Here is a 12,499-nt window from a genome sequence, read left to right as displayed (position 1 = left end):
CTGATGTTTCTGATTTCACACAAAGATCGCGAAGAACGCGAAGATCCGGAACGAGTCTTTTTGTTGCCTGTACCCACCTTTGCGCTCTTTGCGACCTTCGTGTAAAAAATCCGGAGATTTGGAGGCCACGGGTATTACTCCCGCTTCCGCAGCGTCCACCCGTGCCGCCACGCGCCCGGCACCAGCGTCTCGTACGCCAGATCGGGCAACCCGGTGCGATTGTTGTGAATCATCGATACGACCTGCTCGACCACCTGTGCGCCGATGCGGCGCTTGTGCTGCCAGATGCCCGCCCAGTCGGCGCAATCCTCGTCGAGCGAAAGATGCGCCACGCCGATATCCTCCGGCACGCGCAGTCCGGCCTCCGACAGCCATTCGACCATGCGCGAATGGTGCCCGATGATCACATCGGGTCGCTGGGTTTTCAGCCAGCGGCTGAACTCCCCGAAATCGAACGGACGGAAAATCAGCGGGGCGGTCCGCTCCGTGCGCGGGATGCTCGCGTGAAAGACGCGCAGCGCCCCCTGGTAACTGTGATGCGACCGCCGCGCCTCCAGCTGCTGCACGCACAGGCCGACGCGGCGGTAGCCGAGCCGGCGCAGCATCTTGAGCGTGAGCATGATGTTGTAATAATAATCCGGCACCACGCGATGCAGGCGCGGCAGCAGGATGGCGTTTTCGAGCGACACGCTGGCAAACTGTCGCCAGTCGAGCCGCAGATGAGTGATGCTCGGCAGCGTCGGCGTGACGATGACGCCGCGGATGCCGCGATTCGAAAGGATCGACGACAACCGCCGCTCCGTCATGCCCGGCTCGCGCAGCCAGAACTCGTCCAGCCTGTATCCGAGTTCATGACACATTTCCTGTGCACCGTCAATGTAGGGGGACAGCCATTTGTATTCGGAGAAGGCGTTGCGGTGGGAGTTGGCATTGATCCAGGCCAGCGGCTGCAGTTCCTTTTTCTTCGCATCCCGCACCCGCGCCATCGCCGCCGCCATGCGGGGATCGGGCGAATAACCGAGCTCGCGGGCGATCTTCCGGATGCGTTCTGTCGTTTCCGGAAGGATACGCGGTGAATTGCGCAACGCCAGCGACACGGTCATGCGCGAGACGCCCGCCCTGGAGGCGATATCGGAGAGGCCGGGACCGGTTTTGCTCATGGGATTCGTTTTATGTAAAACGCTCCCGGGCTTTCGCGCAAGCCTGCATCGCGGCATCCACAAGCAGATTCAAGTCACCCGAAGCATCATGAAAACCTCATTCAAGACACTTGCCGCAACGCTGGCCTGCCTCGGCCTTGCCAGCCTCGCTCACGCGCAGAGCACATCGTCCACGACCTGGGAAGACGACTTCACCGGAAGCAGCACTACCGCTCTCGGCGGCCTGAGCACCGGCCTGGCGTCCGATGGCAGCGCCGCTCTCACCTGGACGGCCAACGCCAATTTCAAGGCCGACGGTTCCACTGCCGGTGCGGGTTCCGCATGGCTCGCTTACGATTTCAAGGACGGCTTCAAGTATGAGTTGTCCGTGACCGTGGATGTATCCCAAACCGGGACTTCGGCCAATGGATACTTCGGCGGAATCTCGTTCACGATCGATGATTCGCCGACATTCGCAACAGGAGGGCTTTCAGGGTCCAGCCTGCATCGCGGGGCATTTGTCCTGCGCAACGAGGGAAAAGGCACCACGCTTTACACGTCCGGCTATTCCGCCCAAAATACTTCAACCGTCAAAACAAGCGGTGTATTGAAACTCGAACTGGATACGACGGGCGATTCATGGGTTTATACCGCGTATCTCGATGGCACGAAAATGGGTAACTCGGTAACCTACACCGGCGCCGCCTTCACGGGCGTCGGTCTCTATGCCAACAGCGCCAACGTCCAGTTTGACAGCTTTTCCTTCACCGCCACCCAGGCCATCCCCGAGCCCTCCACCTGCGCCCTGATTCTCGGCGGGATTTTTATTCCGCTGGCTCTCTGGCGCACGAGGGCGCGCATTCGCTGCCGCTAAACCTCCTGCCACAGATGGCACGGCCTGTCCGGCCCTTTTCCTGTCGACTGTTTTTATCCGCGCCAGACCGTGTCCTCTGTGGTCCCGTTTACTTTTCGGGAAAGAAATCGTTTTCCATTCCATCCATGACTACTCCATTGCTCCCCGATCATTCCGCCTCGTCCACCGGTGTCGCTCCTGACGTACGGCCTGCCGGCTTCACCCTGATCGAATTGTTGACCGTCATCGCCATCATTGGCATCCTGGCCGCGATCCTGATCCCCACGGTTGGCAAGGTTCGTTCAGCCGCGAGGAAAGCGCAGTGCTCTTCCAATCTTCGCCAGATGTTCATCGTCTATATGGAGAAGGTGAACGATGACCGGGACCGGTTGCCACTGGCCTGGAATGACGGGACCGGTCGCGGGTTTTTTCAGGACCTGGTCAAGGAAATCAACGACAGCAATGACGCATCCAGGAAAGCTCTGATCAAGGTCTTCAACTGTCCTGAGCAACGTCTCCTGCATGACAAAACCAGTGACCTGAGTCGTACCTATAGCATTAACGGAATGCCTACGCGCAATAATGCCAGCAATCCGTGGCGGAGCATCAATGCACAACCGCGTCCGCGCTATGCCGAACTGTCCGCGCCTTCCCGCACTCTTGTCATGGCCGATGGTTTCTGGGATTCCACCAACAAGCTTTTCGGAGACATGATGGCTGCCAACAAGCCGCCCGAAATTGCGCACGGCAATCAGGTCAACTGCTTGTTCCTCGACGGCCATGTCGCCTCACTCGGTCAACAGCAGATCCCGGGTTACGGCAAGGGGGATGCCGATATCGCATCGGATTCCGGTTCAAGTCTTTTCTGGTATGGACGCTGATTTGGTCCGCTACGCGATTCTGTCACGTACAGATAGAAGTGTATTCACAATCTGGTTATGTATCCTCGATGTCGTTCCCTGCTCGTTGCGCTGATAGTTTGTGCAGCCGTTTCCGGCCAGCTCCGGCTGACGGTTACTCTTTCTGCACAGACATCAGACTCCTCTAAATTCACCGTTTCCGAGGTGCGCGACTTCCGCATGAACGCCAGCGGCGTCTTCCGGGTCGACGGACTCGGCTTTGAAGTCATCCACTTCGACGACAACTGGAAAAAAACGCTCCAGAAGGATCTCGCCCGCGCCGAAGGCTACCCGCGTCTTGACGCCTCCGCCAATACCTGGGAAACGCGAGGCACGCTTGCTCCCGGTTCCACCGCGACGCTCCACCTTGCCCAGAAATTCACGCCGCTGTCACCGGCCTCCTTCCGGGCGGTCTGGGAGGCGAGCGTGGATGCGCCCGGCGGCATCCCCACCCGCGAAGTCAGCCTCCAGTGTGACATCCCGATCTCCCGCTACCTCGACCGCATCTTCACGCTGGACGGGAGCGATTACCGCCTTCCCGCGACGCTCGACAAACAGAATATCTTCGCCGCCTCCACGGGCGGGCACACCTTGACCCTGCCCACCGCCGGCGGCTCGATTGTCATCACGGGCAACTATTCCGTTGTCCTCCAGGACAACCGCAAGTGGAGCACCGCGGCACGCACCTGCACCCTGCGTATCCGCTTTTCCCCGCAACGTTCCCCGCTCAAAAAAGCCACGCTCGATGTTACCTTCCGTTATGAACCCGCGCCGGCCGGTTCCGCTTATGCGCCGTCCACGATTGCGCCCGGTCCCGACTGGGCTCCCTATGTCCATTCTCTCGATATCGAGCCCGGCAGCATTTTCGATTTTTCATCCCGACTCGATGCCCCCGCCGGCAAATACGGCTCCCTCCGGGCCACGCCGGAGGGCCGTTTCGAGTTCGCCGGGCGCCCCGGCCACCCCGTCCGCTTCCAGGGTGTCAATCTCACTTTTGGCGCCAACTTTCCCGCCATCTCCGCCGACGCCGATCTTATCGCCGAACGCCTTGCCCGTTCCGGCTACAACACCGTCCGTTTTCATCACATCGAGCGTCACCTGGTCAGGAAAGGCGGTCCTTCATATGAGCTGGACCCGGATGCGCTCGACCAGCTCGAAACCCTTTTTGCCGCGCTCAAAAGGCGCGGCATTTATATCAATATCGATCTCTACTCTGCCCGCTCTTTTACCAGGGAGGAACTCGCCTCCTTCGGTCTCAACCCGCAGAAGAACGACGAATTCACCAAATACCTGTTCAAGGGAATCGTCCCCGTCTCCGACGCCGCGTTCGACAACTGGTCGCGCTATGCAAAAAACCTGCTGACCCACCGCAATCCGCACACCGGGCTCACTTGGGCCGAGGATCCCGCGCTGATCGGCATCTGTCCCGTCAACGAGGATTCCGCCTATTTGCGCGCCGACCACCCCTCACTCGCTCCGCTCTACCGCGCCGCCTGGGAGCGCGACAAGGATGCGTCGTGGCGGGAGCAGCCGCACTCTGCCGATCCGGAGGAGGATTACAACCGGTTTGTCGTGGAGGTGCAGATACGGTCCGACCGGCGCAATGCCGGCTTTCTCCGGAACCTCGGCTGCCAGGCTCTCGTCACCGGAGCCAACCACCGCAACGCGCTCGCGCTCGTTCCCGTCCGCCAGCAGTTCGACTATGTGGACAATCACCAGTACCTCGATCACCCCCGTTTTCCCGGCGCGCGCTGGGGACTTCCTTTCGCCTTTGCTCAGGAAAGTGCCACCCGCCAGCACGCGCGCTTGCCTCGTCTTGTCATGCCCACGCGCATCCTTGGAAAACCCTTTGCCGTGACGGAGTTCAACTACGTGCGCCCCAACCGCCATCGCGCCGAAGGGTCCGCCCTTCTCATGCCCGCGTATGCCAGCCTTCAGGACTGGAGCGCGCTCTACAATTTCCAGTACGCCATGGATCGCCAGACGGCGCTCGCCCCCGGAGTCGATAACTATTTCTCGCTCACCTGCGATCCGCTCGGCCTCATCGCCGATCGCGTCGGATCGCTTCTCTTTCAACGCCATGACATCGCCGCGGCCCCCGGCGCCATCGTTTTTGCCGTGCGCCCCGAAGATGTCGCCGCCGGGCGTACACAGTCCTTCCCTGAGGAATTCAGCCGCCTCGGTCTGGTCATGCGCATCGGCTCCCGTTACGCGGCCACCCCTGCAGATATTGACGCTCTCGCGGCCGGAGACGCTTCCGTCAGGAGCGTCATCACGTACCCGCAGGCACAGGACTCCGCCAGCCTTGCCGCCACCCTGCAACGCGACGGCGTGCTGCCAGCCGGTTCCGTGGACCCGTCCGGCAACCGTTACCGGAGCGAGACCGGCGAGATCGAACTGGATGTTTCCGACGGCACCGTCCGCGTCGTCACGCCGCGTAGCGAACTCTTCCTGCTGAAGCCCGGGAAAACCCTCGTCGGCGGGCGCGTCACCGTTGCCGGAGACACGCCCTCCATGGTCGGCGTCATCGCAATGGATTCGCCCGTCGCCGAGCCGCTTGCCGGGGCAAGTCGCATCCTCGTTATCCATCTTACCGACACGCTGCCCGAGGGGATGACGTTCGCCAATGCCAGCCGGCAGCTCCTCGAAAGCTGGGGCCGGCTTCCGCATCTCGTGCAGCGCGGCGCCGCCACCCTTACTCTCCGCCTCTCTCCTGGCGCCTGGCAAGCGTGGGCGGTGGACTCCACCGGCAAGCGCGTCAGGGAGATTCCGCTCAGGCAAACCGCTCCCGGCGCATGGACATTCACCGCCGCCACGATCACACCGGAAGGTACGCAACTCGCATGGGAGCTCGCGCGGCCGTCCGCATGAGCACTCGCCGCATCTCTTCGGAAAATTCCGGACCCTCCACCTCCGCCACATGATTCTGGATACGCACGAAACTCTCGCCTCCGGCGCTTCTTCCCGAACGGCCCTTTCCGTGGCCGCCGCCGATTTTCTCGGATCGCCGCTGCTCACGCCGTGGACCGATCCCGAAAGCGGCGTTACCAGCCGCCTTCTCACGCCTGTCGGCACGCCGGCGGAGCAGGCCCGGGTGGCCCCTATCCAGCAATCCTTCTACTACGTCAACCCCAGCCTTCATATCACACCCGACGGAAATGCCCGGTACTGGTTCTACTGTGCGTTTCCTCCCGCCAATTCCGCGCACAGTGGTCGTACCCTGGCCGTTGTCGAGTTTGCGGCCGGTATCATTCGCCATTACCCCGAGACCGCATTTACCGAAGCCTCGCCCATGCTCGATCATGAGACCGGCGAGATTTACTGGGCCAACGAACAGGGCATCTGGCGGCGCACCGCCAGTCCGGACGACAGTCCGCAGCGAGTCGCCGCCTTCACGCCCGCCATCACCCGCAACCGGCCGGTTCGCCGTTATGCCACGCACCTGACCCTTTCGCCTGACCGTCGTGCGCTCAACATCGATGCCGGTATCGGCCCCGACAACCCGGTCGGCCAGGCGTGGCTCGACGACGGCCGGATCGAGATCTGGCAGACCCTGCAACACACTTATAACCACGGCCAGTTCAACCCCTCCACACATCATCCCGGCCTTCTCCTGCTCGCACAGGAAAACTGCGTTGACCAGAAAACCGGAGAAATCCGCTACAAGGACAACCGCCTCTGGCTGGTCCGACGGGGTGACACTCGCGGTCTTTATCCCGTTTACCCCGATTCGCTTTCTTCTCTCGTTGGCCCGTCCTACCGGCCTGTCGCCAGCAATTCCCACCTCGAAACCCCGCATGCGGAAGTCCGCACCGATCCCCGCCAGATGCACGGGCACGAATGGTGGTCATCCGATGGCGACTACATTTACTACATCCACTACCAGACCGGCATCGAGCGCACGCCGCTCGCCACCGCCGGCACGTCCGATGCCCGCCCCGAGCTTGTCTGGCCTCACCGCACGGTTTCGCACGCTCACGCGTCACCCTGTGGAAACTACATCGTGCTCGATGCGCTGCCTCCCGATGCGCCCGACACCCATCATGTCCGTTTCGTCAATCTTCGCTCCCGGCGGACCATTGACATCGTATCCCGGATGCCTTCTCCCCCGGCCGCGTTTCGCCCGTATCATTTGCACCCGCACCCGCAGTTCTGCGGCCCTCGCGGGGACTACATCTGCTACACCCTGATCCGGCCCGAAGGAGGAGCCGATGTGGCCTTCGTCCGTGTCAGCGAACTCGTGGCGGCCACGGCGTGAATCTCGTTGCGCTGGCGGGTGCGCTCCATCGTTCCCATAGCCCCCGTCGCTCCTCCCTGAGGCCGTCCGGCATCACGCGATGAAGTGGGCCAGACGCGGTTCGTCTCGCGAGGCAGCCAGTTCGTCGTCAATAAAACCGCACGCGCGCATTTCCGGAAATTCGCTCTCCACCATGCCGAGAAATTGCGCGAGCGCGGCATTTTCGTGCGGCCAGAAATCTCCGCGCGACACCGCCTCGTAATAGTGGCGCAACGAACGGTGAAACGAAAATCCGAGCGCAAAGAACGCCCGCGCATAAATCACCTCGAAACGCTTCGCCCAACCCGCTTCTCCGCCAGCGGCAATCGTGGCGTGGTCTTCCTCCGGGACCGGCGTTTGCCGGACGGTCTGCGTCCAGCGCTGCAAGTTGAAAAGCGTCATCGGCATCACGGTGGGGTCGCTCAAGCCGGCGCCGGATACGGTCCGGAAATTCTCGCTGGCCTGCGGGTCCGGATGTTCGGCGAGAAAGGCCTCGCGTTCGGCGCGGAGTTCGGCGGCGCGTTGCGCCTTGATTTGTGCCTGGCGTTCCTCGGCGCGTTTGCCCTGAAAGACTTCCAGCAGCGATTCGTTGTCGTATTCCGTCAAGGTCACCCATCCGAGGCGCAGGGCGATCATCCCTGTTGCCAGCCCCGCGAAAAATCCGCCGATGTGCGCCCAGTAAGCGACGTTGCTGACATTACCCAGCATGAACGCACCGAACAGATCGAACGCCAGCCACACGAGCGCCAGCACCCACAACGAAATCCGGAACGTCCCCGCGCGCAGGTAGAAGAAATACCACATCGTGACTTCGTTTTTCGGATACATGGCGAGCGCCATGCCGACCAGTCCGTTGATCGCACCGCTCGCGCCGACCGCCGCACCGCCGCTGAAAACAATGTGCGCCACGCCCGCCGCCACGCCGAACGCCAGATACAAAAACGGATAGACCAGGTTGCTGGTGTTGCCGCAGACGATGTTGCCAAACACCCACAAGAAAATCATGTTGCCGGCGAGGTGAATCAACCCGCCGTGCAGAAAAAGGTGCGTGAGCAAACCGGGCATCCGGAAGCCATCGAGGACAAGATTTCCGAGCGTGTCGTCGCCGACATAGCTGACGGAAACGAAGAATGCGGCGACGGTCGCGCCCAGCAAAACCCAGTTGGCGACCGGAAGTTGCCTGAAGAGGGAATCGACGCGGAGGGGGAACAGCAGCATGGAGCCGCAATATTGGCCCTCGTGCGCCGCAAGCGCCACGATTATTTGCGTTTTCGCAATGTCCACCCGAAGCGCCACTCGCCGGGAATGAGCGTCTCGTAGGCAACATCCGGCACTCCTGTCCGGTTGTTATGGATCATCGATACCACCTGCTCCACCGCCTGCGCGCCGATCCTCCGTTTGTGCTGCCAGATGCCCGCCCAGTCCGCGCAATCGTCGTCCAGCGCCAGGTGGGCGACGCCGATATCCTCCGGCACACGCAGACCGGCGCTGCCCAGCCATTCGATGATTCTGGAGTGATGGGCGATGACCGCATCCGGTTTCTCGCGGTTGACCCACGCCTTCAGTTCCTCCGCCGCCAACGGATTGCACACCAGCGGACGCACCCGTTCGGCGTCCGGGATGGCTGACTGAAAATAGTGCAGACTGCCCAGGTAGGTGTGATGCGAACGCCGGGCTTCCAGTAACTGGACACACAATCCGATCCGCCTGTATCCGGAACGTCGCAGCATTTTCAGGGCCAGCGTGATGTTATGGTAATAGTCGGGCACCGCCCGATGCAGGCCGGGTGAAAGCATCGCCGTCTCGAAGGAAACGCTTGCGAACTTCCGCCAGTCCAGCCGCAACCGCCGCAGTTCCGGGATCGAAGGGCTCACGATCACGCCGCGAATGCCGCGGTTGACGATGATCGAGGACATGCGCCCCTCCGTCATGCCCGGCGCCCCCAGCCACAACTCGTCCAGCTTGTAGCCCAGTTCATCGCACCGTTCCTTCGCTCCCTCCATGTAGGGGGAAAGCCATTTATAGTCATGGTAAGCCCGGCCGTTTTCGCTGGCGTGCAGCCAGGCAAGTGGCAGCAACTCCTTCTTTTTCGCGTCGCGCACCCGGCTCATCGTCATCGCCATGCGCGGGTCGGGCGAATAGCCGAGGCTGCGGGCGATTTCCCCGATTCGCACCGCTGTTTCCGGTTTGACGCGACCGACGTTGCGGAGCGCGCACGATACCGTCATCCGTGAAACCCCGGCCTGCCGGGCGATTTCTCCAAGGCTGATTTTCCTGGAAGCGGTATCCATATGGAGGGAGATGGCGGCTTGTCTTATGTAAGGCAAGTCCGGCCTTCCCGGCGCGAATATCCGGTTTATGGTGGATTCCAGCATGACCAATCCGATGACCCCTGAATGCCTCTTTGCCCCGGAATCCTCATCTTCCTTGCGCGCACCCGCCCGGTCCTGTTCCGGCCGGCATGCCACCCCCGCTGCTTTCACCCTCGTCGAACTGCTGACGGTCATTGCCATCATCGGCATCCTTGCCGCCATCATCATCCCCGTCGTTGGCAAAGTCCGCTCCAGCGCCCGCGCCGCGCAGTGCAAGAGCCACCTCCGCCAGATCGGAGCCGCCATGGCCCTGTTTGCCTCGGAAAACCGGGACACGCTCCCCCGCGCCTATTACCACAAAACCACCGATTCCTGGTACAACAAGAAATGGTATGAAGCGGGCGGCCCCCTCGAGACGGTCCTCACCAGAGCCTCTGCCCAACAAATCTCCGTCTGCCCCGAGAGCCGGACCTCCGTCTCGCTCAGGCCTCAGGACGAATACGGCAATTACGTGCAGAACGAGTATGGCTACCCCTACATCGCCAACGAGAATGTGCTGTGCAATAACGGCGATTACGTAAAATACCCCTCTACCCGGCTGGCCTCCCTCCAGACTCCCTCGCAGGTCGTCATGATGACCGATTCGGCCAAAGGCCAGGCCTGGGGCAGTTCCTTCAGAGACCCCGTGGCCACCACCCGCATCGGCGCCCCCCACGGCGGCAAACTCAACGTCCTCTGGTGCGACGGCCACGTCTCGCTCGTCGAAAAGAAAGAAGACCTCAAGGACTACGTGGAAGTTCAGTGACATCCTCGCGCGTATCCGCCTTCCCGTAGCCCTGTTTTTCCATGAAACCATCCCCTCGTTCGCTCCTGCTCCCTCTCCTCCACCCCGCGATTTTCGGCGCCCTTGCCGCTTCCGCCGCCGCCGCGCCCTGGCAACCCGAGCCCGGCCCCGACTGGGCGCCTTACGCGCATTCGGTGGAAATCGCTCCGGGAGGTGTATTCGATTTCTCCGTACACGTGGCCGCCGGAGCTCCGGCCGGTAAATATGGACATCTTGTCGTGACGCCCGACGGCCATTTCGCCTTCGGACAAAAACCCGGCGACGCCGTCCGTTTCTGGGGCGTGAATCTCTGTTTCGGGGCCAACTTTCTGGAGCGCTCCGAAGCCGATCGCCTGGCGGAGCGCCTGGCGCGCTCCGGCTACAACACCGTCCGGTTTCATCACTTTGACGGCAACCTCATCCGCCAGGGCGGTTCCTCCTGGGACATCGACCCGCACAAACTCGACCAGCTCGAATACCTCTTCGCTGCGATGAAAAAACGCGGGATCTACATCAGCATCGACCTCTTTACCTCCCGGGGGTTCAGCGAAGACGAACTGGCCGCTTTCGGATTTCCTCCCGGTTCCGATCGTGGAAAAACCCAGCAGGCCTTCAAGGGGCTGATCCCCATCCACGAGGCGGCTTTCGAAGCCTGGTCGCGTTTCGCCCGGAATCTGCTCACTCACAAAAATCCCCATACCGGACTCACCTGGGCGGAAGATCCGGCCCTGATCGGCATTTGCCCGGTAAACGAAGACTCTCTCGTCAACCGCGTCAGCCATGCATGGGTTTTGCCTTACTACAAAAAAGCCTTTGTCGATTCCGGAGCCGGTTCCGCCGACGAGGCCGGTGACCGAAGCTCGCCGGCCTGGAACCGCTTCGTTTACGAGACGCATGCCCGCTCCGACGCCCGCCTCTTCGATTACCTCCGCAACACCCTCAAAACCCGCGCCCTCCTTACCGGCTCCAACTTCGGCACCACGCAGGGCCTCGCCATCGTCCGCCAGCATTACGATTACGTGGACAATCATCGCTATTGGGACCATCCCGGCTTCCCCAAAACCGCCTGGCGCGCCCCGTTCTCGTTCAAACAGCAAAACGCCACCCGCGAAAAAGCTGCCGTCCCCCGCGAGATCATGGCCACGCGTATTTTCGGAAAGCCCTTTACCGTCACGGAATTCAACTTCTGCCGGCCCAATCAATACCGTGCCGAGGGAGCCGTGCTCATGCCCGCCTACGCCAGCCTTCAGGACTGGGATGCCCTCTACAATTTCCAGTATGCGCAAAGCCGTGACATGGCGCTCGATGGAAGCCACGCCAACTACTTCGCCATCGCGGCCGATCCCGTGGGCCTGATCGCCGACCGCACTTCCGCGCTGCTCTTCATCCGCCGCGACATCGCTCCCGCCGTTCATTCCGTCGCGTGGGCGCTCCGTCCGGAGGAGGCTTACCTGGATATCTGGAAACGTGTATCGGAAAAATACACACACCTGGGACTGGTGTCACGGATCGGCTCCATCGTCGGCGACCCCGCGCAGATTCGTGAATCCGGCAACCCCGCCATCCCCCTCGTCACAGGCACCAAGCCCCCGCTCGAGAACCCCCTCCCGCCCCGGACCTGGCTGGCCGATGTCAACATCGCCGCCCGCCTTCAGGACGGCGGCGTTTTGTCCCCCGGCAGCATCGACGCCGCGGAAACCCGCTATACGAGCGACACCGGGCAAATCGAGCTCCGCTCCGACACCGGCGCGGTCAGGGTGGTCACTCCCCGCAGCGAACTTTTCCTGCTGCCGCCGGGAATCGACATCGAGGGCAAGTGTGTCTCTGTCGCCGGCAACACCGCCCAGGCCGCCATATCCGTCATCGCGCTGGACGATGAACCTCTCGCAACCACCCGCCGCATCCTTGTCACGCATCTGACCGACGCACTTACCGCCGGCGCGCGCTTCGATTCGCCCGATCGCAAGCTCCTGGAAGACTGGGGGAACCCTCCCCACCTCGTCCGCCACGGCGAGGCCACGCTCACGCTACGCCTGCCTCCGGGAGGCTGGAAAGCCTGGACGGTCGATGCTACCGGAGCGCGTGTCAGGGTAATCCCGGTACACCGGAAAAATTCCGGTTTTGTCATGACCCTTGCGACTGTCACACCTGAAGGCACGCAACTCGCCTGCGAACTCGTCCGGTAAAACCACGAGAG

10 protein-coding genes are annotated in these 12,499 nt (G+C 61.9%); 7 read left to right on the top strand and 3 right to left on the bottom strand.

The features are described from left to right. Positions 1-3 precede the first annotated feature (3 nt). Entirely contained in the window at positions 4-105 is a 102-nt protein-coding gene (locus tag OPIT5_01045; GenBank protein AHF89063.1) for a hypothetical protein, read from the top strand. Between the two features lie 29 nt (positions 106-134). Here OPIT5_01045 and OPIT5_01040 read toward each other — a convergent pair whose 3' ends face one another. Continuing rightward, positions 135-1,160, bottom strand: coding sequence for a LacI family transcriptional regulator (locus OPIT5_01040; GenBank protein ID AHF89062.1), 1,026 nt, complete (start codon positions 1,158-1,160; stop codon positions 135-137). Between the two features lie 88 nt (positions 1,161-1,248). Here OPIT5_01040 and OPIT5_01035 point away from each other — a divergent pair, with 88 nt between their 5' ends. The 4 genes from OPIT5_01035 to OPIT5_01020 all read left to right on the top strand — a co-directional run bounded on the left by OPIT5_01035 (position 1,249) and on the right by OPIT5_01020 (position 7,149). Further along, positions 1,249-2,013, top strand: a complete 765-nt coding sequence (locus OPIT5_01035; protein ID AHF89061.1) for a hypothetical protein — start codon at positions 1,249-1,251, stop codon at positions 2,011-2,013. A gap of 137 nt (positions 2,014-2,150) precedes the next feature. Then, positions 2,151-2,873, top strand: coding sequence for an N-terminal cleavage protein (locus tag OPIT5_01030; GenBank protein ID AHF89060.1), 723 nt, complete (start codon positions 2,151-2,153; stop codon positions 2,871-2,873). A 57-nt stretch (positions 2,874-2,930) separates the two neighbouring features. Further along, positions 2,931-5,762, top strand: coding sequence for a glycosyl hydrolase family 5 (locus OPIT5_01025; protein ID AHF89059.1), 2,832 nt, complete (start codon positions 2,931-2,933; stop codon positions 5,760-5,762). Positions 5,763-5,811: 49 nt separating this feature from the next. Continuing rightward, positions 5,812-7,149 (top strand): hypothetical protein, encoded by a 1,338-nt coding sequence (locus OPIT5_01020; protein ID AHF89058.1) that lies wholly within the window; start codon positions 5,812-5,814, stop codon positions 7,147-7,149. A 72-nt stretch (positions 7,150-7,221) separates the two neighbouring features. Here the strand turns inward: OPIT5_01020 and OPIT5_01015 are convergent, their stop codons facing one another. Together OPIT5_01015 and OPIT5_01010 are read right to left on the bottom strand one after the other, a co-directional pair. After that, positions 7,222-8,385: a rhomboid family protein gene (locus tag OPIT5_01015; GenBank protein ID AHF89057.1), complete on the bottom strand. Its 1,164-nt coding sequence runs from the start codon at positions 8,383-8,385 to the stop codon at positions 7,222-7,224. A gap of 41 nt (positions 8,386-8,426) precedes the next feature. Then, positions 8,427-9,458 (bottom strand): LacI family transcriptional regulator, encoded by a 1,032-nt coding sequence (locus OPIT5_01010; protein AHF89056.1) that lies wholly within the window; start codon positions 9,456-9,458, stop codon positions 8,427-8,429. Positions 9,459-9,525: 67 nt separating this feature from the next. Here OPIT5_01010 and OPIT5_01005 point away from each other — a divergent pair, with 67 nt between their 5' ends. Together OPIT5_01005 and OPIT5_01000 are read left to right on the top strand one after the other, a co-directional pair. Then, positions 9,526-10,284 carry an N-terminal cleavage protein gene (locus OPIT5_01005; protein ID AHF89055.1) on the top strand — a complete coding sequence of 253 codons (759 nt, stop codon included), beginning with the start codon at positions 9,526-9,528 and terminating at the stop codon, positions 10,282-10,284. Between the two features lie 41 nt (positions 10,285-10,325). After that, on the top strand, positions 10,326-12,488 hold the full coding sequence (locus tag OPIT5_01000; protein AHF89054.1) for a hypothetical protein: 2,163 nt from the start codon (positions 10,326-10,328) through the stop codon (positions 12,486-12,488). Positions 12,489-12,499 lie beyond the last annotated feature (11 nt).

The organism is Opitutaceae bacterium TAV5 (assembly GCA_000242935.3).
Taxonomy (GTDB): Bacteria; Verrucomicrobiota; Verrucomicrobiia; order Opitutales; family Opitutaceae; genus Geminisphaera.
This window is presented reverse-complemented; position numbering and strand designations above follow the sequence as displayed.

Bases quoted from the DNA above. Each gene is read 5' to 3' on its own strand.
- OPIT5_01035 (AHF89061.1), top strand. From the start codon at position 1,249: ATGAAAACCTCATTCAAGACACTTGCCGCAACGCTGGCCTGCCTCGGC.
- OPIT5_01015 (AHF89057.1), bottom strand. From the start codon at position 8,385: ATGCTGCTGTTCCCCCTCCGCGTCGATTCCCTCTTCAGGCAACTTCCG.
- OPIT5_01020 (AHF89058.1), top strand. From the start codon at position 5,812: ATGATTCTGGATACGCACGAAACTCTCGCCTCCGGCGCTTCTTCCCGA.
- OPIT5_01040 (AHF89062.1), bottom strand. From the start codon at position 1,160: ATGAGCAAAACCGGTCCCGGCCTCTCCGATATCGCCTCCAGGGCGGGC.
- OPIT5_01025 (AHF89059.1), top strand. From the start codon at position 2,931: ATGTATCCTCGATGTCGTTCCCTGCTCGTTGCGCTGATAGTTTGTGCA.
- OPIT5_01045 (AHF89063.1), top strand. From the start codon at position 4: ATGTTTCTGATTTCACACAAAGATCGCGAAGAACGCGAAGATCCGGAA.
- OPIT5_01000 (AHF89054.1), top strand. From the start codon at position 10,326: ATGAAACCATCCCCTCGTTCGCTCCTGCTCCCTCTCCTCCACCCCGCG.
- OPIT5_01005 (AHF89055.1), top strand. From the start codon at position 9,526: ATGGTGGATTCCAGCATGACCAATCCGATGACCCCTGAATGCCTCTTT.
- OPIT5_01010 (AHF89056.1), bottom strand. From the start codon at position 9,458: ATGGATACCGCTTCCAGGAAAATCAGCCTTGGAGAAATCGCCCGGCAG.